16 protein-coding genes and 1 tRNA gene are annotated in these 22,268 nt (G+C 74.0%); 11 read left to right on the top strand and 6 right to left on the bottom strand.

Features of this window, described 5'->3' with window-relative positions; translation table 11 throughout:
• The first annotated feature begins 1 nt into the window (after position 1).
• The 4 genes from BCL65_RS09665 to BCL65_RS09680 all read left to right on the top strand — a co-directional run bounded on the left by BCL65_RS09665 (position 2) and on the right by BCL65_RS09680 (position 4,472).
• On the top strand, positions 2 to 1,243 hold the full coding sequence (locus BCL65_RS09665) for an ROK family transcriptional regulator (protein ID WP_106267492.1): 1,242 nt from the start codon (positions 2 to 4) through the stop codon (positions 1,241 to 1,243).
• A gap of 176 nt (positions 1,244 to 1,419) precedes the next feature.
• Positions 1,420 to 1,492: transfer RNA gene (locus BCL65_RS09670), tRNA-Arg, on the top strand.
• Between the two features lie 230 nt (positions 1,493 to 1,722).
• Positions 1,723 to 3,870: a DEAD/DEAH box helicase gene (locus BCL65_RS09675; protein WP_106267494.1), complete on the top strand. Its 2,148-nt coding sequence runs from the start codon at positions 1,723 to 1,725 to the stop codon at positions 3,868 to 3,870.
• Positions 3,871 to 3,953: 83 nt separating this feature from the next.
• Positions 3,954 to 4,472, top strand: a complete 519-nt coding sequence (locus BCL65_RS09680; protein WP_106267496.1) for a DinB family protein — start codon at positions 3,954 to 3,956, stop codon at positions 4,470 to 4,472.
• A gap of 18 nt (positions 4,473 to 4,490) precedes the next feature.
• On the opposite strand, the gene BCL65_RS09685 is transcribed toward BCL65_RS09680, so the two are convergent.
• The gene (locus BCL65_RS09685; protein ID WP_106267498.1) at positions 4,491 to 6,302 is read right to left on the bottom strand and encodes a glycoside hydrolase family 2 protein; all 1,812 of its coding nucleotides are present in this window, start codon (positions 6,300 to 6,302) and stop codon (positions 4,491 to 4,493) included.
• A gap of 41 nt (positions 6,303 to 6,343) precedes the next feature.
• Positions 6,344 to 7,354, bottom strand: coding sequence for a LacI family DNA-binding transcriptional regulator (locus BCL65_RS09690; protein ID WP_106267500.1), 1,011 nt, complete (start codon positions 7,352 to 7,354; stop codon positions 6,344 to 6,346).
• Between the two features lie 159 nt (positions 7,355 to 7,513).
• Between BCL65_RS09690 and BCL65_RS09695 the strand changes: the two genes are divergently transcribed.
• The 4 genes from BCL65_RS09695 (at position 7,514) to BCL65_RS09710 (ending at position 11,756) form a co-directional block, all read left to right on the top strand.
• Entirely contained in the window at positions 7,514 to 8,830 is a 1,317-nt protein-coding gene (locus BCL65_RS09695; protein ID WP_106267502.1) for an ABC transporter substrate-binding protein, read from the top strand.
• 3 nt (positions 8,831 to 8,833) lie between these two features.
• Entirely contained in the window at positions 8,834 to 9,820 is a 987-nt protein-coding gene (locus BCL65_RS09700) for a carbohydrate ABC transporter permease (protein ID WP_106267503.1), read from the top strand.
• On the top strand, positions 9,817 to 10,710 hold the full coding sequence (locus BCL65_RS09705; RefSeq protein WP_106267505.1) for a carbohydrate ABC transporter permease: 894 nt from the start codon (positions 9,817 to 9,819) through the stop codon (positions 10,708 to 10,710). The genes BCL65_RS09700 and BCL65_RS09705 overlap by 4 nt, the downstream gene beginning before the upstream one ends.
• A 74-nt stretch (positions 10,711 to 10,784) precedes the next feature.
• A complete protein-coding gene (locus BCL65_RS09710) occupies positions 10,785 to 11,756 on the top strand; it encodes a glycoside hydrolase family 43 protein (RefSeq protein WP_165799990.1) in 972 nt (323 codons plus the stop codon).
• Positions 11,757 to 11,886: 130 nt separating this feature from the next.
• Here BCL65_RS09710 and BCL65_RS09715 read toward each other — a convergent pair whose 3' ends face one another.
• Positions 11,887 to 13,077 (bottom strand): MFS transporter, encoded by a 1,191-nt coding sequence (locus tag BCL65_RS09715; RefSeq protein WP_106267822.1) that lies wholly within the window; start codon positions 13,075 to 13,077, stop codon positions 11,887 to 11,889.
• A gap of 385 nt (positions 13,078 to 13,462) precedes the next feature.
• Between BCL65_RS09715 and BCL65_RS09720 the strand changes: the two genes are divergently transcribed.
• Together BCL65_RS09720 and BCL65_RS09725 are read left to right on the top strand one after the other, a co-directional pair.
• Positions 13,463 to 17,728, top strand: coding sequence for a hypothetical protein (locus BCL65_RS09720; protein ID WP_243400999.1), 4,266 nt, complete (start codon positions 13,463 to 13,465; stop codon positions 17,726 to 17,728).
• Complete coding sequence (locus BCL65_RS09725; protein ID WP_106267509.1) at positions 17,725 to 17,946, top strand: hypothetical protein; 222 nt, start codon at positions 17,725 to 17,727, stop codon at positions 17,944 to 17,946. Before BCL65_RS09720 ends, BCL65_RS09725 begins: the two co-directional genes overlap by 4 nt.
• Before the next feature lie 21 nt (positions 17,947 to 17,967).
• On the opposite strand, the gene mscL is transcribed toward BCL65_RS09725, so the two are convergent.
• The 3 genes from mscL to BCL65_RS09740 all read right to left on the bottom strand — a co-directional run bounded on the left by mscL (position 17,968) and on the right by BCL65_RS09740 (position 19,533).
• Positions 17,968 to 18,363, bottom strand: a complete 396-nt coding sequence (mscL, locus tag BCL65_RS09730; RefSeq protein WP_106267511.1) for a large conductance mechanosensitive channel protein MscL — start codon at positions 18,361 to 18,363, stop codon at positions 17,968 to 17,970.
• A gap of 66 nt (positions 18,364 to 18,429) precedes the next feature.
• On the bottom strand, positions 18,430 to 19,080 hold the full coding sequence (locus BCL65_RS09735; protein WP_106267513.1) for an SAF domain-containing protein: 651 nt from the start codon (positions 19,078 to 19,080) through the stop codon (positions 18,430 to 18,432).
• Between the two features lie 93 nt (positions 19,081 to 19,173).
• Complete coding sequence (locus tag BCL65_RS09740; RefSeq protein ID WP_106267515.1) at positions 19,174 to 19,533, bottom strand: FmdB family zinc ribbon protein; 360 nt, start codon at positions 19,531 to 19,533, stop codon at positions 19,174 to 19,176.
• 185 nt (positions 19,534 to 19,718) lie between these two features.
• On the opposite strand from BCL65_RS09740, the gene BCL65_RS09745 reads away from it, so the two are divergent.
• The gene (locus tag BCL65_RS09745) at positions 19,719 to 22,265 is read left to right on the top strand and encodes a penicillin acylase family protein (protein WP_243401008.1); all 2,547 of its coding nucleotides are present in this window, start codon (positions 19,719 to 19,721) and stop codon (positions 22,263 to 22,265) included.
• Positions 22,266 to 22,268 lie beyond the last annotated feature (3 nt).

Here is a 22,268-nt window from a genome sequence, read left to right on the forward strand (position 1 = left end):
CGTGACCGCCGAGCCGACGACGACGCAGCGCACCACCGGTGCGCCCCCGGGCGGCAGCAGCGCCTCCCGCCAGCACACGCTGCGCGAGCGCAACCTCCGCCTCGTGGCCAAGGCGATCTACGACGCCGCCGCCGGGACGTCCGGACCGCCGGACGCCGTCCCACCGTCCCGCGCCGACGTCGCCGCCGCCACCGGGCTGACCCGCGCCACCGTCTCCACGCTCGTCGACCACCTCGTGGCCGCCCGCCTCATCACCGAGCTCCCGCCCGCCGCCGCCCAGCGCGCCGGGCGCCCCGCCGTGCCGCTCGTGCCGGCCGCGCGGACCGTCGTCGGCCTCGGGCTGGAGGTGAACGTCGACTACCTGGGCGTGCGTGCCCTCGACCTGGCCGGGCAGACCGTCGCCGACGTCGTCGAGCAGGGCGCCTTCCACGACTCCGAGCCCGCGACGGTGCTCGGCCGGCTCGGCACGCTCGCGGCCGAGGTCGTCGAGCTGCTCCAGTCCGACGGCATGCGGGTCGCCGGTGCCCGGCTCGCGCTGCCCGGCCTCGTCGACGTCCGGACCGGTGAGCTCGAGGTCGCACCCAACCTCGGGTGGTCGTCGCTCGACCCCGTGCCGCTCCTGAGCCTCGCAAGCCTCCCCGTGCACGTCGCCAACGAGGCCAAGCTCGCCGCGCTCGCCGAGCTCGCCGGCGAGGTGCCCGACTCGTTCCTCTACGTCTCCGGCGACGTCGGCATCGGTGCCGGCATCGTCGTCGACCGCGGACTCTTCCTCGCCGAGCGGGGCTGGAACGGCGAGGTGGGCCACGTCGTCGTCGACCCCGCCGGTCCGCGCTGCTCCTGCGGCGCGCACGGCTGCCTCGAGCAGTACGCCGGCAAGGAGGCCGTCCTGCGCGCCGCCGGGCTGCCGCTCGACGCCCCGCTCCGGTCCCTCCTCGCCGCGCTCGAGGCCGACGACGACGCCGCACGCGCGGCGCTGCACCGCGCCGGCCGGGCGCTGGGGTCGGCGCTCGCGGACTTCGTGAACCTCACCGGGGTGTCCACCGTGGTCCTCGGCGGGGTCTACGCCGAGCTCGAGCCGTGGCTCCGCGACGACGTCGTCGCGGTGCTGCGCGAGCGGGTGCTGGCCTCGCCCTTCGCGGAGCCGGACGTGCGGGCCGCCCGGGCGGGTCAGCACGCCGCGCTGACCGGGGGAGCGCGCGAGGTGCTGCGCGAGGTCGTGGCCGACCCGGCGGCGTGGGTGTGACTCGCGAGAGCCGGCCGACGACGATGCGGGCCCCGTGCACGGCGAGTGCGCCGGGACGGCAGCCCACCGGACTGTCGTTGCCTCGGTGATGCCGCCATGCACGCTAGGCTGTGGGGCGACCCGGGCCGTGTGCCTCGTGCTCGGCGCCGGGTCACCATCGTCCGAGGACGCTGGGAGCGCCTGTAGCTCAGGGGATAGAGCACCGCTCTCCTAAAGCGGGTGTCGGCAGTTCGAATCTGCCCAGGCGCACAGGGTGTCAAGGTCACCGGCAGCCTTGGCGACGTGGCTCTCCCCGGGCCGCGACCGTGCTCGCGGTGATGCGCCGAAAGGTACGACGGCGTCTCGCCGTCGGCCTGAGGCCCACCGGCGTCGCCGCCGGGGAACCGGCGTGGCGACGCTGCGCCCGACTCGTCGGCGCGAGCACGCGTGGACACCCGCGCCGCGTCGTGGCCGAGGTGCAGGACAGCGAAGGAGTGCATGTGGCAAGACCAGGCCGACGCCGGTCCGGTGGAGCGCGCCCTGACGGCGGCGCTCAGCGGCGCCGTGCTCCCCGTCCTGCCGAGCGTGGCATCATCCCCGTGCTCGCCGACATCGCTCGCGACGTCGACAACGCGGTGAAGCGACCTCCCACCCGCCCCGTCGTCCGGACGAAGTTCCAGGTGGTGGCGCTGCTCGTGCGTGAGGAGCGGGCCCGCGTGAAGGCCGATGGTGCTCTGACCGCGGCGAAGCGGGACCAGGAGCTCAAGCGGCTCGACGGGGTGGCGACGATGCTGGCGAAGATCGCCGCGCGCGACACCTCGCTGCTCGAGCTGCTCGCGGACGATGCTCGGGTCTCCGACGCGGCGCGCGAGTACCGGGCCAGCGTGATGCGCGCCGGCGGGATCGAGCCCCCCGAGGAAGACCCGGAGCCGCCCGCCCCCGCCGCGCCGCCGCCCGGCGCCGAGAAGAGAGTGGTGCCCCAGTCGGCGATCTCGCAGCGGCTGGCCAACCCCTTCCTCGCACCGGACTTCGAGGCGGCGGCAGAGCGGGTCCCCGCGCGTCCCCGCCGGCTGGCCGGGTGGGAGCTGCTCGAACCCCTCTTCCGATCGTTCGAGAAGGCGTCTCCCGGCACGCCCTCCTGCATGGCGCTGCCCGACCCGGCCTCCGTACCGGTTCCCCACGGCCGCGCCCTGATGCCGCACCAGGCCCAGGTCGTCGCCGCGACGGCGCGCGGGCACCGCACGTTCCTGCTCGCGGACGAGCCCGGGCTCGGCAAGACCGCCCAGGCGCTCCTCGCGGCGCAGGCGGCGGACGCCTTCCCGCTGCTGGTCGTCGCGCCCAACGTGGTCAAGACGAACTGGGCCCACGAGGTCGAGCTGTGGACGCCGCTGCGGCGAGCGACGGTCGTCCACGGTGACGGTGATCGGGTCGACGCCTTCGCGGACGTCGTGATCGTGAACTACGACATCCTGAACCGGCACGTCGGGTGGCTCGGAGAGCTCGGCTTCCGCGGGATGGTCGTCGACGAGGCCCACTTCATCAAGAACAAGACCTCCCAGCGGTCGCAGCACGTCCTGGCGCTCTCCGAGCGGATTCGTGAGCGCACCGCCCGGCCGCTCCTGATGGCCCTCACCGGCACCCCGCTGATCAACGACGTCGAGGACTTCCGGGCGATCTGGCAGTTCCTCGGCTGGATCGACGACACGAAGCCGATCGGCGGGCTGATGGCTGCCCTGGAGGAGGCCGGCCTGACCCCGGCGGACCGGGGGTTCTACGCCTCGGCCCGGGCCACCGTCATCGACGAGGGCATCGTGCGTCGTCGGAAGGCCGACGTGGCGGCGGACATCCCCGCCCGTCGGGTGGCGGACCTGCCGGTCGAGCTCGAGGGCGCCGTCGGCCGCTCGGTCCGAGCGGCCGAGACCGCGCTCCAGCAGCGGCTCGTCGAGCGCTACCGGGCTGCCGTGGCCGCCCGCCCCGACGACGTCGCCGTGGAGGGCATCGACATCGAGCTCGCCCGGCGGGTCGCGGCGGCCGAGCTCAAGGACTCGAGCCCCCAGTCCCGCGGCGAGAACGTGTTCACGATGGTCCGCCGGATCGGCCAGGCCAAGGCCGGGCTGGCCGCCGACTACGCTGCGCAGCTGGCCCGCAACGTCGGCAAGGTGGTGTTCTTCGCCAAGCACGTCGACGTGATGGACCAGGCCGAGCAGACCTTCACCGACCGCGGCATCCGGTTTGCCTCGATCCGTGGCGACCAGACGCCCGCGGTGCGCGAGAAGAACGTCGCGGCGTTCACGGGCGACCCCGACGTGTCGATCGCCGTGTGCTCCCTGATGGCCGCCGGCGTGGGGCTCAACCTCCAGGTCGCCTCCAACCTCGTGCTGGCGGAGCTGTCCTGGACCGACGCCGAGCAGACCCAGGCCATCGACCGGATCCACCGGATCGGCCAGGCCGAACCCGTCACCGCATGGCGGATCATCGCCGCGCAGACCATCGACTCCAAGATCGCCGAGCTGATCGACAGCAAGTCGGGGCTGGCCGCCCGGGCGCTGGACGGGGCGGCGGACGAGGACATCCCGTCGTCCACGGACGTCCAGCTCGAAGCGCTGGTCGGGCTGCTCACCGACGCGCTCGCCGCGGGCGTGGACTGAGCCCCCGGGCCACCACCGGGCGCTCTCACGCGGGCCACGGCGGCGAGGGCGGGGGGCGCGCACGGTCGCCGTACGCTGCACCCATGCCGCTCTCCGCCGTCGAACCACGCCTCGACTCACCCGACCCGAAGGCGCAGTTCGTCGCCTACCTCGACTACTACCGCGCCGCCGTCGAGCGAAAGCTCGACGGGCTCACCGGGGCCGAGCTGCGCACCAGCAGGCTGCCGTCCGGCTGGACCCCGCTGGAGCTGTTGATCCACCTGGTCCACATGGAGCGCCGCTGGTTCGTGTGGGGCTTCCTCGGCGAGCAGGTCCCCGACCCGTGGGGCGACCACGCCGGTGGCATCCCTGACGGTCCCTGGCAGGTGCCCGACGACGTCACGCGCGACGAGCTGGTCGCCGCGCTGCACGCGGGCGGCGAGCGCACGCGGAAGATCCTCACCGGGCACGACCTCACCGCACGGGGCGCCGTCGGGGGCCGGTTCGACGACGACCCCCCGACGCTGAGCTGGATCTGCTTCCACGTGCTCCAGGAGTACGCGCGGCACGCCGGGCACCTCGACGTCGCGCGCGAGCTGCACGACGGCGCCACGGGCGAGTAGTCGGGCAGCGGCAGCAGGTCAGCGGGCGGGCGCGCCCCGGACGATCGAACGGATGGTCTCGACAGGGAGCTTGGGCTTGCGGTGCTCGTCCGTGAGCCCGTTGGCCTCCTGCAACGTGTCCGTGAGCTGGGTGTAGCAGACGCCGGCCAGGACGGGGCTCGCGTAGAGGGCGTCGAACAGCGCACGCACGCGTGCCTCGAAGTCCTCGGGCGAGCTCGCCACCGAGTAGCCCCACGTGTCGATGTCCGCGTCCGGCGCCCAGGTGACGCCGCCGAACTCCGTGACCATCACCGGCTTGCCCTCGGCCGCGCAGGGCAGCAGCGTGACGCGCCTCCCGGCCGGGCCGACGGACCCGGGCAGCGCGTCCAGGGCCTCGCGGGTCGCGTACCGCGGCTCGAGCACCGCTCGTTCGGCGGCGTAGTCGTGGAGCGTGAGCAGGTCGGACTCGGTGTGCTCCCAGCCGTCGTTGGAGATGACGGGTCGGGTCGGGTCGAGGGCCTTGGTCAGGTGGTAGAGCGCGCGGGTGAGGTGCTGCTGCGCCGGGTCGTGCGCGATGTGCTGCACGCCCCAGCTCTCGTTGACGGGCACCCACGTGACGATGCAGGGGTGCGACCGGTCGCGCAGCACCAGGTCGGTCCACTCGCGCACGGTGCGCTCGACCGCCCGCGGCGTGAAGGCGAACGGGGCGGCGACCTCGCCCCAGACGAGGAGGCCGAGCCGGTCCGCCCAGTAGAGGAACCGCGGGTCCTCGGCCTTCTGGTGCACGCGGGCCGCGTTGAACCCGAGGTCCTTGATGAGCTGCACCTCGTCACGGAGCGCCTGCGCGCTCGGGGCCGCGAGGTGCGACTCCGGCCAGTACCCCTGCTCGAGCACGGACCGCACGTAGTACGGCCGGTCGTTGAGCAGGAACTTCCCGTCCGCCTCCCCGGTCGAGCGCAGCCCGAGGTAGGAGGTGACGTCGTCGAGCAGCGCGCCGTCGGGGCCCGTGACGGTCACCCGGGCGTCGAGCAGGGTGGGTCGTTCGGGGCTCCAGAGCAGCTCCTCGTACGCCTGGCCGTTGGCCTGCCGGTGCAGCGGGACCGTGAGCGAGACCTCGGCGTCGTCGATCCGGATCTCCTGGCGGGCGAGCGTCTCCTCGCCGGCGTTGATCTCCACGGTGAGCCGGGTGCCCCGCTCCGGACGGTGCGCGAGGAGCGCGCCGAGCTCGACGGCGCCGGCCGGCACGTCGGGGCGCCAGTCGAGGCGGACGACGGCGGTACGCGGCACGGCCTCGAGCCATACCGGCTGCCAGATGCCGGTGGTGCGGTGGTACCAGATGCTGTGCGGTTCGTCGCGCCAGTCCTGCTTGCCGCGGGGCTGCGTCACGTCGCGGGGGTCGTCGTACGCCCGGACCACGAGCGTGAACGCGCCCCGCTGCACGATCTCGGCAGGCACCTCGAGGGTGAACGGGGTCTGCCCGCCGGTGTGGGTGCCGAGCAGGTGGCCGTCGGCCCACACCTGCGCGTCGTGGTCGACGGCGCCGAAGTGGATCACCAGAGCGTCGCCCTGCGTGCCGAGACCGGCGGTGGCGACGTCGTCGGCGGTGACGGTGCGCCGGTACCAGACGACGTCGTAGGGGCTGGTGTCGCCGATCCCGGACAGCGGCGACTCGGGCGGGTACGGCACCTGGATACGGCGGGGGAGCGCGGTGCCGCCGGCTCGGCGTGCGGGGGCGTCGTCGTCGCCGATCGCGAACTCCCACTCGCCCGACAGGTCGTGCCATCGGGGTCGTGCGAGCTGGGGTCGTGGGTAGGTGCCGTCGTCGGTGCTCGTCGTCGAGGTCTCACGCATGGCAAGAGCATGGACCATGAATACAGCGCTGTAAAGCGCCGTCAGGCGCCCGGGGCCGACTCCCGCACCTGCAAGGTGTGCGGGACCACCCGGTGCCGGCCCACGCCGGTGGTGCCCTGCATCCGCTCCAGCAGGAGCTCGAACGCCACGCGGGCGAGCTCGTGCTTGTCCGGGGCCAGCGACGTCAGCGGCGGCCAGGCCCACTGCGCCATCGCGGAGTCGTCCCACCCGACGAGCGCGACGTCCCCGGGCACCTCGCGGCCGTGGCGGCGCAGCGCGGTGAGCGCCCCGATCGCGAAGCGGTCGTCGCGGCACACGAGGGCGTCGAACCGGAGTCCTCGCGACAGGGCGTCGTCCACGGCCACGGCGGCGGCGTCCGAGCCGAACCCGGAGGTGGTGAGCACCAGGCCCGGGTCGAGGGGCACGCCCGCGCCCACGAGCGCCTCCTGGTAGCCGAGCAGGCGGCGGCTGTTCGTCGCCGTGATGTCGCCCTCCACCAGCCCCAGGAAGCCGATCCGGGTGCGCCCCGCGGCGAGCAGGTGGGACGTGGCGTCCGCGGCCCCGCGCACGTTGTCCACCATGACGTGGTCCGTGGTCACCGGGGCCTCGACCTCGCCGAGCAGCACGAGGGGCAGATCCTGGTGGAACCGTGCGATGTCGAGCGTGGCGATGCGCAGCGGCTGGAAGATGACCCCGTCGACGAGCCCGGCGTCCCGGTCGCGCAGCACGGCCCGCTCGGCCGTCTCGTCGCCCAGCGTCTGCTCGATGATGACGCGGTAGCCGTGGTCGCTCGCGACCTCGGCGACGTGCCGGGCGACCTCGGCGAAGTACGGGTGGTCGATCTCGGGCATGGCCAGGGCGATCATGCCCGTCCTGCCGGTCGCCAGCCGGCGTGCGGTGAGGTTCGGCTTGTAGCCGAGCTCGTCGATGGCCGCCTGCACCCGGGCCCGCGTCGCCGGCTGCACGTGGGCGTAGCCGTTGACCACGTTGGACACCGTCTTCATCGAGACGTTGGCCCGCTCGGCCACGTCGACCAGCCGTACCCGTGCCATGCCGCCTCCCTCGCCCGCCGCCGCTGCCCGCTCGTTGTCGTGATCGTAGTGCCCGCGGGGCCGCCGTCGGGGGCGGGGGTCGACAACCTGCGTTACAGCGCTGTACATTCGTCGCCAGCGCGCAGAGCGCAGGCGTTTTCGACGAGGAGGACGACACTCATGACGAACCACACCGGGCGCGGACGCACCGTCCGCGCCGCAGCCCTCGCCGCCACCGGAGCACTCGCCCTGGCTGCGTGCTCCGGCGGCGGCGACACCCCGGGCCAGCAGCAGGCAGCCGAGTTCACCGGCACCTACGACGGCCCCGAGGTCACGCTCAGCTACTGGAACGGCTTCACCGGCGGCGACGGCCCGTTCATGCAGAGCATGGTGGACGAGTTCAACGCCGAGCACGACAACATCACCGTCGAGTCGAACACGATCGAGTGGGCGGAGTTCTACCAGAAGCTGCCCGCCGCGGTGACCGCCGGCGAGGGTCCGGACGTCGGTGTCATGCACATCGAGCAGCTCTCGTCGAACGCCGTGCGCCAGGTGATCGACCCCGTCGACCCGCTCCTGGAGGGCATCGGGCTGACGGCCGACGACTTCACGCAGGAGATCTGGGACGCCACCGAGTACGAGGGGCAGCACTACGGCGTCCCGCTCGACGTCCACTCGCTCGCGATGTACTACAACACCGAGCACTTCGAGGAGGCCGGGATCACCGAGCCGCCGACGGACGCCGAGTCGTTCGGCGCCGCGCTCGACGCGCTGCAGGAGGCCGGTCACGAGCACCCGTTCTGGATGCCCGCCCGGTGGCCCGCCCACCTCATGTTCCTCTCGGGAGTCTGGCAGGGCGGCGGCGAGCCGTACGCCGCCGACGGCGCCAGCGCCACCTTCGACTCCGCCGAGGGCGTCGAGACCCTCGAGTGGATGCGGTCGATGGTCGACGACGGGTACAGCCCGGCCAGCGTCGACGCCGACGCCCAGTACGTCGCGTTCAAGAACGGCGAGACCTCGATCACGTTCGACGGCATCTGGCAGATCAACGACCTGGAGGAGTCGGGCCTGCCGTACGCGGCCGTGCCCGTCCCCGCGCTCCTCGGGGAGCAGGCGACCTGGGCGAGCTCGCACCAGTTCTTCCTGCCGCACCAGAACGACCCGGACGAGGACAAGGTCGCCGCCGCCCAGGTGTTCGTCGCGTGGATGAGCGAGCACTCGGGGGAGTGGGCCGGCGCCGGCATGATCCCCGCCCGGGAGTCCGTGCGGACCAGCGGCGTGCTCGACGGCACGGTGCAGGAGCCCATCGCCGACGCGATCGACACCATGCGGTTCCTCCCGCCGGTCCCCGGCCTCGGGACGATCCAGGCCGAGACCCTCGAGGTCGCGGTGGCCGACGGCGTGCTCGGTGACCGCGCGCCCGACGTCGCCCTCACCGAGGAGGCCGAGCGCGCCACCGCGCTGATGGAAGAGAACCTGGCCAGGTTCGGAGGCTGACGCATGACCGCCACCCTTCCGACGGACGCCCTCGCCACGGCGAGGGCGTCCGCCCGGGGCGCTCGCCGCCGCCGGAGTCCGATCGACCCGGCCCCGGCCACGCCCTGGCTGTTCCTCGCACCCTTCCTCCTGCTGTTCGGGACGTTCGTCCTGCTCCCCGCGGCGCTCGGGGTGTGGATCTCCCTGCACGACTGGGACTACACGTTCCCGAACCACCCGTTCGTCGGGCTCGAGAACTACCAGGCCCTGATCGACCCGTCGTCCACGGCGAGCGGGCCGTTCTGGGAGTCGATGCGCGCGACCGGCATCTTCACGCTGGCCAGCGTCCCGCTGCTGCTGGTGATCCCGCTGCTCGTCGCGATGATGATGAACGCGCGGTTCCCCGGGCGGAACTTCCTGCGGGCCGTCTACTTCGCGCCGTTCGTGCTCGGCGTCGCCGTCGTCTCCGTCCTGTGGCGGTACCTGCTCGACACCAACATCGGGCTGGTCAACCACTACCTCGGCCTCGTCGGGCTGCCCGACGCCACGGCGTGGCTGACGTCCCTGCCCTGGGCCTGGGTCGCGCTGGTGGGCGTCACCGTGTGGTGGACCCTCGGCTTCAACGCCGTCATCTACCTGGCGGCGCTGCAGGACATCCCCGCCGAGCTCTACGAGGCGGCGCACGTCGACGGCGCGAGCGCCTGGCAACGTTTCTGGGCGGTGACCTTCCCTGGGCTCAAGCCGGTGCTGATGTTCGTCGTCGTCAACACGCTGATCCTCTCCGCCAACATGTTCGGCCAGTCCTACCTGATGACCGAGGGCGGACCCGGCCGGAGCACCCGTACCGCGATCTACCTCATCGCCGACACGGGCCTCAGCTCGTTCCAGATGGGCAGCGCGGCAGCCATGAGCTACATCCTGACCGTCTGCCTGATGATCCTCAGCGCCGCGATCTTCTGGCTCTTCCGGGACAAGGACGCCCGCCGCACAGGAAAGAAGGTGCGCCGATGACCGCCGCTCCTCCCACCGCACCCGTCCCCGACCGCACCGTGCGGGTCGCCGGCCACCGCGCCGGCAGCGTCGTCCGACGGCGGGTCGCCCGCTACGTGGCGCTCTACGCCCTCGCGCTCGTCTTCGTCAGCCCGCTGCTGTACATGCTGGTGACGTCGTTCAAGACGCGGGCCGACGCCACCGGCGTCACGCCGAGCTGGATCCCGGACCCGTTCACCACGCAGGCGTTCCAGACGCTCTTCTCCGCGTCGGACACCCCCGTGCTGACCTGGTTCGCGAACTCGATGATCGCGGCCACGGCCAACGCCGTGCTCGTCGTGGCGACGGCGTCGATGGCGGCCTACCCGCTGGCGCGCATGCAGTTCCGCGGCAAGGGCATCGTCTTCGGGCTGGTGGTGGCCATGCTGCTGGTGCCCGGCGTCATCCTCGTCATCCCGAACTACCTCATCGTGTCCGAGATCGGCTGGCTGAACTCCCTGCTCGCGATCATCGTGCCGACGGCGGCCTCCGCGTTCGGCGTCTTCTTCATGCGACAGTTCTTCGTCAACCTGCCCGTCGAGCTCGAGGAGGCGGCGCTGCTCGACGGCGCCAACCGCTGGGAGGTGTTCGTCAAGATCGTCCTGCCCCTGGCGCGACCGGCCATGGCGACGCTCGCCCTGCTGGCGTTCCTCACCAACTGGAACGACTTCCTGTGGCCCGTGTACGTCCTGTTCAGCCCTGAGACGCGCACCCTGCCCGCGGGCCTGGCGACCCTGCAGGGCGCCAACCAGGTGCGGTACGACCTGCTGATGGCCGGCGCCGTGATCGCGAGCGTGCCCGTCATGGTGCTGTTCTCGTTCCTGCAGCGCTTCATCATCGAGGGGGTCTCGCGGTCGGGGCTCAAGGGGTGACGGCCGGTGCGCGGCGGCCGTCCCGGTCGGTCGGGCGGCCCGGGGCCCGGCGCGGGGCGGCGTGCGGGGCGCTGGTGAGCGCCGTCGTCGTGGGCCTGGCGGCCTGCAGCGGCGGCGCACCGGGCGCCGAGGGCGCCGCCGACGACAGCGGTTCCGCAGCCGCGCCCTGGCGTCCCGAGCCGCTGATCTCCCAGGACTTCCCGGACCCTGACGTGCTCGTCACCGACGACGGGTACGTCGCGTACGCCACCAACGGGCCCCACACCAACGTGCGCGTCGCGACGTCGGACGACCTCGTGACGTGGGAGCAGCACGACGACGCCATGCCGGACCTCCCGCGCTGGGTGATCCCCGGCAGGACCTGGGCTCCGGAGGTCACCCGGGCCGACGACGGCACGTACGTCCTCTACTTCACCGCGGCGAGCGCCGAGCACGGCGTCCAGTGCCTCGGTGCGGCGACGTCGGACGACCCCCTGGGGCCGTTCGAAGCCGTCGGCGACGGCATGCTCGTCTGCCCGGAGGCCGAGGGCGGTGCGATCGACGCCGCGACCTTCGAGGACGGCGGCACCACCTACCTGCTGTGGAAGAACGACGGCAACTGCTGCGGGCACGACACCTGGATCCAGGCCGCCCCGCTCACGGCGGACGGGCTGTCGCTCGCGGGCGACCCTGTCCGCCTGTTCCGCCAGGACCAGGCGTGGGAGGGCGACCTCGTGGAGGCGCCGACGGTCGTGCGCCGCGACGGGACCTACCACGCGTTGTACTCGGCGAGCTTCTACGGCGACGACACCTACGCCGTCGGGCACGCGACCGCGCCGTCGCTGACGGGGCCGTGGACCAAGGACCCGGAGCCGTTGCTCTCGACGGTGGGATCCGGAGGGATGTACCGGGGGCCGGGCGGGCAGGACGTGGTCCCGACGCCGGACGGGGAGATGTTCCTGTTCCACGCGTGGGACGGGGCGTACGTCGAGCGGGAGCTGTACGGGGTGCCGCTGGTGTGGGAGGCCGGCCGGCCGGTCCTCGAGCTCCCCACGCCGCCGAGGTAGTGGCGCCCGCCGCGAGGTAGTAGCGCCCGCCGCGAGGTAGTGCCGGGCGCGCCGAGGTAGTGGCGCCCGCCGCGAGGTAGTACTACCTCGGCCGAGGTAGTACTACCTCGGCGGGGCCGCTACTACCTCGTCAGTCGGCCTCGGCGTGGGCGATGTGGTCGAGCTGGCGCCACACCAGCGCGAGGGTGAGCCCGGCGCCGACGAACGCGAACCAGAACGGCGCCGTGATGCCCCACAGGTCGGTCAGGACGCCGCCGAGGGCGTTGCCGACGACGATCCCGCCGAACAGCCCGATGAGGTACACGGACCCGACCCGGCCCTGGTATTCCGTCGGGACGGCCCGCTGGCGCACCGTGTTCGACACCGTCCCCCACACGAAGGTGTAGACGCCGAACACGAACACCGTGGCCATCGCGACCCAGGCCGACGTGGTCAGCGCGAGCACGAGGTGGAACGCCACCTCCATCGACAGGACCGTCTTCATCAGGGTCGCCAGGGAGAACCGCCGCTCGAGGCGCCCGTAGACCAGCGTCCCGAGCACCCCGCCGACGCCGGTGGCGGTGATCAGCAGGCCGTACCCGACCGGGCCCATCTGCAGCCGGTCGAGCGAGTACAGCACCAGGACGCCCCAGGGGGCGGCCCACGTGGCGTTGAACGAGAAGATGACCAGGGCGAGCGTCCGCACCGGGGGGTGGGTCCAGAGCCAGCGCAGCCCGTCGCGGATCTCCCGGCGCGCCGGGGCCGGGGTGGCCGGGCGGGGCACCGGGGGCAGCGAGATACGGCTGATGAGCAGGATCGCCAGCAGCACGCACACGACCTGGACCAGGAACGGCCAGGCCATCCCGAGGGCGAAGAGGAACGCCCCGACCGGCGGCCCGGCGAGCTGGTTGCCGGTGAGGAACCCGGCCTGGAGCCGTGCGTTGCCCGTGCCGAGGTCGCGCTTGTCCACCAGCATCGGCAGCAGCGTCTGGGAGGTGGTGTCGGCGAACACCTCCGCGACCCCCATGAGCAGCATCGCGGCGAGCACGACGACGACGTTCGCGGCGCCGGTGACGATCGCGGCGCACAGCACGGCGACGACGACGGCGCGCAGCGCGTTCGCGACGATGACGATCCGCCGGCGGTCGACCCGGTCGGCCAGCGCCCCCGCCCACAGCCCGAAGAGGAGCCACGGCAGCCGTTGCAGCATCGCGGCCAGCGCGACCAGCGTGGCGGAGTCGGTCTGGGACGCGACGAGGAGCGGCCCGGCGGCCAGCGCGATGCCGTCGCCGATGTTGCTGGTCCAGCTCGAGGCGAGCATCCACCGGAACGGGACACCCATCCGGGCGGGAACGATGGCCTCGAGCACTCTCCTCACCGCTGGAGCGTAGGCGGACCGCGCCGCATGCGGCCACCTCGGTGCCGAACGTCGACGGACGTCACAGCCGTGGGAGCGTTCTCGCAGGAAGGCCTACGGAAGGTGCCCGGAGTATTGACTGGTCAGCCGCGCGCGGGGCAGACTGCCTGGTGGCAGCGCGCATCGCCCGCCCCCTGCGCGGTGCGCGCTGTCCTTGACCGGTCTGCCGGTCGGACGCCTCCTCGGACCCCCCGCCGAGGGGGCGTCGACGATTCCCCTCCCGGAGGATCCACGGTCGATCCATGGACGATCCCGGTCGACTCGGCGTGCCCGGCGCCGTCGCCACGGCGAGCCGGTCTACCGTGCTGGCGTGAGAGTCCTCCGCCGATCCACAGCCGCGGCCGCGGCCGAGCCCTCGGTCGAGCCGCAGGACGACAGTGCGCGCCGACCCTTCGGTCGCGACGACGCCCGCGAGCGCCCCGACGGGAGCGCCCCGGACGCGGGCCCCGACCACCCGAGTACCGACGGCGCCGCCCCGGCCGGCTCCGAGGCGCCCGGTGGTCGCGCGGGCCATACCCCGGGCGGCGCGACCACGACGACCCCGCTGGTCGACGCGGTCCGCCGCTGGCGCGCCGGCCTGGCCGAGATGGTGGGCGGCTCCACCCTGACGGACGTCGGGATGCTGGGTGAGGCCGTGGTCGACCTCTCGGCCGCGCACCCGTCGGGCGTCGCCCAGCTCTTCGCCGGCCGCTCCACCCGGTTGTCCAACCTGGTGCGCGAGCCGGGAACCTTCCCCCGGGCACGGCGCCACGCGCGCGCCGTCGTCGTGCGCTCCGCGGAGCACGCCGCCCAGTACGGGCTGGCCCCGACCTCGCTGGCGATCGGCGTGGCCTCCTGGACCGAGCCGGTCGAGGTGGGCGAGACAGCGCAGGACCGCCACCGCGACCTCACCGCGCTCGCCGAGGTGGCCAGCGGCGCCAGCGCGGCCTCGCCCGCGCCCGCCGGGCCGGACTCCGCCGCCTCGCCCGACGACATCGGCTCCGCCTCCGCCGCGTCCCCGGCGGAGCTCGCCCGGGCCGCGCGGGCGGTCGCCGACCACGCGGCGACCGACTCGGCGCCCGCCGTGACGACGTCGATCCCCGTGGTGAGCGTGGCACGGCGGCAGAGCCGCCCGGCCCGCCGCCCGACGCCGCCCGACGAGGTCACGCCCGGCACGCGGACGGTCCACGTGCCGATCCTGCTGCGGCCGGTGACCCTGGCCCCGCGGGGCGACGGCGAGACGGACTACGACCTGACGCTGGGGCCGACGGCGGAGATCAACCCGGTCCTGGCGCGCACCCTGCGCGCCCGGGGCGTCCGGGAGGACCTGGCCGCGCTCGCCCAGGCGTCCTTCACCGCCGCGGGCTTCGACCCCGACGACGTGCTCGACCGGGTCGCCGCGCTCGGCGCCGAGCACCTGGCCGACTTCCGCTGGGAGAAGCGGGTCCTGGTCGGCACCTTCGTGCACCCCGGCCAGGCCCTCGTCGACGACCTGGACGAGGTCGCCCCGGCGCTCGGCCGGCACGAGCTGGTGGCGGCGCTCGCGGGCGCGGACCAGGCGGTGGCGCGCGTGTCGACGGCAGAGCTGCCCGCGCCCCGCCGGGGCGACGCGGACCCGGCCCGCGAGCGCGGCGTCGGCGACCTGGACCCGTACCAGCGCCACGTGGTGGACGTCCTGGGCACCGGGCAGCACTTCTTCGTCGACGCGCCGCTCGGTGCGGACGTCGCCGGGACGTTGGCCGCCGTGGTCACCGAGGCGGCCGCCGCCGGGCGGTCGGTGCTGTACGTGACCGGTCATCGCCGTGCCGCCGACCGGCTGGCGCAGCGCCTCGACGAGCTCGGGCTGGACGGTCTCTCGCTCGACGTCACCCCACGCCAGACCTGGCGCGAGGACATGGCCGAGCGGCTGCTCTCCGCGATGGCCACGGAGCCGGAGGCCGTGGACGCCTCGGCCGCGGCGCAGGTGCGCGACGCCCTGATCGGCGCGCGTGCACAGCTCACGGGCTACATCGACGCCTTGCACGCCCGCCGGGAGCCGTGGGGGGTCTCCGCCTACGACGCGCTGCAGGAGCTGGCGCGCCTCACCTCGGAGCGCCCCGCACCGTCGACGTCGGTGCGCCTGGACGCGCGCACGGCCGTGGCCCTCGACGGGGACGCCCGACGGCGGTTCGCGGCAGAGCTGGAGCGCGCGGCCGCGCTCGGCGCGTTCACCCTCCGGCCGTCCTCGACGGCGTGGTTCGGCGCGCACCTGACCAGCATGGACGAGGCGCGTGACGCCCTGGCACGCGTGCGGCGGCTGAAGGAGGCCACGCTGCCGCAGCTGCGCCGTCAGATCGCGTACACGGGTGAGGTGACGGGCCTGGAGGCGCCCGCCACGATCAACGAGTGGGGCACGCAGCTCGCGATGCTCTCCGGGATGCGCAGCACGCTGGACGTGTTCCACCCGATGGTGTTCGAGCGCACCGCGACGGACCTGGTGCAGGCGACGGCGACGCGCCGGTGGCGCACCGAGCACGGCGTCGAGATGGGCTGGTTCACGCGCCGGCGGCTGCGCAAGCGGGCCCGCGACATGGTGCGACCGGGCGTGCGGGTGCCGCACCTGCACACGGCGCTCATCGAGGTGGCCGAGCAGCGCGACGTGTGGGCCGAGCACTCGCCCCGGGGCGGGTGGCCGACCCTTCCCGAGGGGCTGGCCACCATCGAGGACACCTACGAGGCGGTGCGCATCGACCTCACCGCGCTCGAGCCCGTGCTGGGCCCGACGGTGCACGGTGCCCGGCTGCTCGACCTGGACCTGGACGCGCTCGCCGAGCGGTTGCACCAGCTCGCCCAGGACCCGCAGGCCCTGGAGACGCTGCCCGAGCGCACCAACCTTCTCCGGCGGGCCCGGGAGGCCGGCCTGGGGGAGCTGGTGGACGAGCTCACCTCGCGCCGGGTCGACGCCGGCCAGGTGGCCGCCGAGCTGGACCTCGCGTGGTGGACCAGCGTGTTCGAGCAGATCCTCGGCGGCGACCAGACCCTCGCGGGCCAGGACGGCGCCGGGCTGGACGCGCTGGCGCGCCGGTTCCGCGACCTGGACGCACGGCACCTCGCCGCGCTCTCGCAGCCGGCGCGGGTGGCAGCCCGCGCGCACCTCGGGACGGCGATGCGCGAGGACCGTGCCGGGTCCGAGGCGCTGTTCGCCGAGCTCATCGAGGGCCGGATGACCTCCCTGCGCGACCTCGTCGAGAGCTACGGCGACGTGGCGCGGCGGCTGCGACCCGTGGTCCTGGCGACGCCCACGCTGGTGCCGCACCTGCTGCCCACGCACCGCACGGTCGACCTGGTGGTGCTCGACGCCGTCCAGCACGTCCCGATCGAGGTCGTCGTCACCTGCCTGGCCCGCGGCCGGCAGGTCGTCGTCGTCGGTGACCCCCGCACGGCGTCGGGCACGAGCGTGCGCGAGCTGTCGCAGCTGCTGCCCACGGTGACCCTGCAGCCCCGCGAGAACCGCCGCGACCCGGAGCTCACGCGGCTGCTCGCGGCGCACGGCTACGAGGGCCTGCTGCGGCCCGCCCCGCTGCCGCGGCCGGAGGCGCTCGTCCAGCTCGACGTGGTGGACGGCACGGGCATGCCGGACCCGACCTCCGGGGCCGTCGAGAGCACGCGGGCCGAGGTGGACCGCGTCGTCGAGGTGTCCATCGAGCACGCCCTGACCCGGCCCGAGGAGACCCTGGGCATCGTCACGGTCACCGCCGCGCACGCGGACCGGATCCGCGAGGCGCTGCTGGCCGAGGTGCGCGCCAACCCGGCGCTCGCCCCGTTCTTCTCCGGACGGCGCGCCGAGCCCGTGGTCGTCGCCGACATCACGGGGGTGGCCGGGCTCTCGCGCGACACGATCCTGCTCTCGCTCGGCTTCGGCCGGACACCCCACGGGCGCGTGCTGCACCGGTTCGGCGTCCTCGGGGACGACGGCGGGGCGGCGATGCTGCTGGGCGCGCTCGGTGCGACGCGGCGTCGCCTGCACGTGGTGTCCTGCTTCCCGGCGGACGCCCTCGACCCGGACCGTCTGCGGGGCGCCGGACCGCGGCTGCTGCGCGACGTGCTCGAGCTGGCCGAGCGACGCTCGGGCGTCGCGGACCAGGTGGAGCTGGGCAACGGGATCGACGCGGGCCGCGTGCCGGACCGCCTCCTGATGGACCTGGGCGAACGGCTGTGGCGGCTGGGCTACCTCGTCGAGACCGACTACGGCACCGGCGACGGCGACCGGATCCCGCTGGTGGTGGGCCACCCGGACCTGCCGGGCGAGCTGCTGGTGGCGGTGCTCACCGACGACGCCGAGTACGTGGCCGAGCCGTCCGTGCGGGTCCGTGACCGGCAGCTGGCCCAGCGTCTCGAGGGCCTCGGCTGGACCGTCGCGCAGGTGTGGTCGGCGGCGGCGTTCCTGGACCCGGAGGGCGAGGCGGACCGCGTGCGCCGGCTGGTGCAGCAGGTCCGTGACGACCGGGTCGGGACCCCCGGCGGCGTGCCGGTGCCGCCCGAGGTCGTGGTGCCGGTGCTGGCCGACGACGAGCCGGACGAGGTCGTCAAGGACCCGCGGGAGACAATGGGGCCGTGACGCCCTCCGAGGAGACCCCGCACAGCGACACGACGGCCCCCGCGAGCCCGGGGACACCGGACCGGCCGGACACGCCCCGAGCGGGTCGGCGCGGTCCGCGGCGCGCCGTGCGCCGGGGCAGCGAGCGCGAGACCGTGTGGGGGGCCACCACCGACGACGAAGGTGGCCACGACTCGAACGACGAGCGACTGCGCCGGGACGTGCCGCCGCACTGGTGACCCGTCCCGGCGCGGGCCAGGTCAGGGTCGGCGGGCCTGCACGGCGAGCAGGTCGCGGATCTCGGTGAGCAGGGCGAGGTCCGCCTCCGGCTCCTCGGCGACCTCGTCCTCGACCCGGCGGCGGCGTTCGGCGAGCTTGTTCATCGGCATGACGACCAGGAAGTAGAGCGCCACGGCGACCAGCAGGAAGTTCAGCACGGCCTGCAGGAAGATGCCGATGCTGAACAGCGCGCCGTTGACCTCGAACGACCACACCCCGGAGATGTCGGGCTGGCCGAACACCGCCGCGATGAGCGGGTTGAGCAGGCCGTCCATGAGGCCGGTGACGACGCCGGCGAACGCGGCCCCGATGGCGAGCCCGACGGCGAGGTCGACGACGTTGCCCCGCAGGATGAAGGTCTTGAATCCGGCCAGCATGCTTGGTGTGTCCTCCCGAGGTGGGGGAGCGCGTGTCGCTCCCGCCGGACCAGGGTACGAGCACGCTCACGGGACGAGCACGGCGGCGACGGCGCCCCACCCGGCCGCGGCCGACACAGCGGCCGCCTCGTCCGGATCCACCGCCACCAGCGTCACGGCGGCGTCCGCGGTGGCGGGTGCCGCCGAGCCGAGCAGGCCGCCCGCGCCCGGTGCGCCGTCGTCGGCGGGGAGCCGCGGCAGGACGAGCGCCCGCCGCGCGAGGCGGTCGGCGGCGTCGTCGGTGCCGAGCAGGTCGACCCGGTCGCCGGGGCGCAGCCACGCGGCCTCGGCCAGCCGCACGCCGACGACGACCGTGCCCTCGGGCGCCCGGTCGGCCAGGCCGCCGCCCGGGACCAGGTCGGCGTGCACGGGGATGCCGGGGGCGAGGTCGACGGCGGGGGAGCGGCCGACGGCGTCGGCCGGGTCGGTCAGCAGGCCGTCGGGCGCGAGCTCGGCCGCCACCGTGGCCGTGGCGAGGTCGGTCGCGCGCAAGGGCTCGCCCGCCGGCACCTCCCGGGCGGTGACGACCACCTCGCGGGTGGGCGGCGCCTCGGGCCGCACCGCGTGGACGGTCGCGCCGGCCGCCAGGCCGCAGCACAGGGCGGCGACGACGAACCGGCCGCGCCAGGCGAGGGTACGCGCGAGACGAGCCAGGCGGGAGGTGGTGGAGGGCTCCATGCCGGGCACGCTAGGGCCGGCGAGCCGGCAGCCGCGGCGCCGTGGCGCTCGTCGGTGGACGACCTCGGCCGGGGGTGGCCTCGGCCGGCCGGGTCAGGCGGAGGCGGCCTTCGACGAGCTCGAGCCGGACCCCGAGGAGCCGGACGAGCCGGACGAGCCGGAACCCGACGTGCTCGAGCCCGACGAGCTCGAGGACGAACCCTTGTCGGAGCCGCCGGACTTCTTGGCGGACGAGCCCGAGTCGCCGGACGACGAGCCGCCGGAGCTCTTGGCGCCGCTGCGCGAGTCGGTCCGGTAGAAGCCGGAGCCCTTGAACGTCACGCCCACCGAGCCGTACTGCTTGCGCAGCCGTCCGGAGCACTCGGGGCAGACGGTCAGCGAGTCGTCGGTGAACGCCTGGTGGATGTCGAAGGCGTGGCCGCAGTCGGCGCACCGGTAGGCGTAGGTGGGCACGGGTTCTCCTCGTCGGGCTGGCACTCAGATGATGCGAGTGCCAATCATACGCGGACGGTAGTCTCGCCTGCGTGTCAGCGAGCGACCTCCCCTCAGCGAACGAGCCCGACGAGACCCCCACGACGGAGGACACCGGCGAGGACGAGACCGCCCCGGCGCCCCGCTCGCGCCTGCGCCGGACGGCGGTGGGGGTCGCGGTCGTCGTGGCGCTCGCCCTCGTCGCGACCGTGACGTTCACCGTCGTCACCGTCCGCAAGCCGCTGCCGGAGACCTCCGGGACCCAGAACGTCCCCGGTCTCACCGGGGAGGTCACCGTCCACCGGGACGAGCAGGGGGTGCCGCAGGTGTACGCCTCGACCGCGGAGGACCTCTTCGCCGCCCAGGGCTACCTCCACGCCCAGGAACGGTTCTTCGAGATGGACTACCGCCGCCACGTCACGGCCGGGAGGCTCGCCGAGCTCGTCGGTGACGTCCCCACCGCGATCGACGCGGACAAGGTCATCCGCACCTTCGGCTGGCGCGAGGTGGCCGAGCAGGAGTGGAACCTCATCTCGCCGGAGTCGCGCAGCTACCTGCAGGCGTACGCGCAAGGGGTGAACGCCTACCTCGCCGACCGCAGCCCGGACCAGATCGCCCTCGAGTACACGGTGCTCGGCGCCACGGTCGACGTCGCGGCCCCGGCCCCCTGGGACCCGGTCGACTCGCTCGCGTGGCTCAAGGCGATGGCCTGGGACCTGCGCGGCAACTACGACGACGAGCTCGACCGGGCGCTCGCGTACGGCGCGCTGGAGGACGTCGAGCTCGTGGACGAGCTCTTCCCGAGCTTCGCCGAGGGCGGCAACACCCCGATCCTGGCCGAGAGCGACCTCGTCCGGGAGACCGGGCGTCAGGGCTCGCGCACCGCGCCGACCGACCTGGCCTGGGGCAGCGGGGCCCTCGACGGTGCCGTCGCCTCCGCCGCCGCGGCGCTGGACGCGGTCCCCGTGCTCGTCGGCACCGGTGACGGCGCCGGGTCCAACTCGTGGGTCGTCTCCGGCGACCTCACGGAGTCGGGCTCGCCGATCCTCGCCAACGACCCGCACCTCGCGCTGGACGTGCCGAGCCTGTGGTCCCAGGTGGGCCTGCACTGCGAGCAGGTGTCGCAGGAGTGCCCGTTCGACGTGGCCGGCTTCTCGTTCGCGGGCTTCCCGGGAGTGATCATCGGCCACAACGCCGAGCTCGCCTGGGGGCTGACGAACATGGGCGCGGACGTGACCGACTTCTTCGTCGAGCGCGTGCGCGACGACACCTGGCTGCGCGACGCGGACGCCGAGGAGTGGGTGCCCATGGACGTCCGCACCGAGACGATCCGGGTCGCGGGCGCTGCGCCCGTCGAGCTGGAGGTGCGCTCGACCGACCACGGGCCGGTGGTGTCCTCGGTGCTCGACGTGGGCGCCGTCGTCGGCTCCCCGACGGAGGTGGGCACCGACTTCGGCGAGTACGCGGTGTCGCTGGCCTGGACCGCGCTCGAGCCGGGCCGGACGGCGGACGCCATCTTCGCGATGAGCACGGCGGCCGACGCCGACGACGTCCAGGCGGCGGCCGCGCTGTTCGACGTGCCCGCCCAGAACATCGTGTTCGCCACGACGGACGGGCACATCGGCTACCAGGCGCCGGGCCGCATCCCGGAACGGCGGCGGGTCTCCGGGCCGGTGCCGGCTGACGGCACCTGGCCGCGGCCCGGCTGGGACCCCCGCTACGAGTGGCAGGGCTGGGTCGACGCGGAGGAGATGCCGCGGGCGCTGGATCCCGAGGAGGGGTTCATCGTCGCGGCGAACCAGGCGGTGCTGCCCCGCGGCGTCGGGCCGGACCTCTCGCGCGACTGGGACCACGGGTTCCGCTCCGAGCGCATCCGGGGGCTGATCACGGAGCAGGTCGCCGCCGGGCGGCCCTTCACCGTCGCGGATATGAACGCCCTGCAGAACGACGACTGGTCGCCGTTCGCCGCCGCGCTCGTGCCCGTGCTGCTCGACGTCGAGATCGAGGACCCGTACGACGCGGCCGGCCAGGAGCTGCTGGCCGGGTGGGACTACACCACGGGGACCGACTCGGCGGCCGCCGCCTACTTCAGCGCGGTGTGGCGCAACCTGCTCCGCACCACCTTCTGGGACGACGTGCCGGTGGGCATGCGGCCCACCGGCGGGTCCCGCTGGCTCGTCGTGGTCCGCGACATGCTCGAGCGCCCGGAGGACCCGTTCTGGGACGACCGTTCGACGGTCAACGTGGTCGAGACCCGCGACGAGGCGCTCACCCAGGCGCTGGTGACCGCGCGCGGCGACCTCACCGTGGAGCTCTCCAAGGACGCCTCGGAGTGGCGGTGGGGCGCCCTGCACACGCTGGCGCTGGAGCACCCGGTGATCGGCGGGGAGTCCGTGCCGGCGCTGGTGCGCGACTACGTCAACCCGCGGCCGGTGGAGATGCCCGGCGGCAGCTCGATCGTCAACGCGACGTCGTGGGACGCCTCGACGGGGAGCTTCCGGGTGACCACGGGCCCCTCGATGCGGATGGTCGTGGACCTGGGCGACCTGGACGCCTCGACCTGGGTGACGGTGACCGGGACGTCGGGCCACCCGGCCTCGTCGCACTACACCGACCAGCTCTCGGCCTGGGCCGTGGGGGAGACGTTCCCCTGGCCCTTCAGCCGCCCGGCCGTCGAGGAGGCGGCGCAGGACACCGCCACCCTGGTGCCGTAGGCC

The sequence above is a fragment of the Isoptericola halotolerans genome, from assembly GCF_003003075.1.
In the GTDB taxonomy this organism is placed as follows: Bacteria; Actinomycetota; Actinomycetes; order Actinomycetales; family Cellulomonadaceae; genus Isoptericola; species Isoptericola halotolerans_A.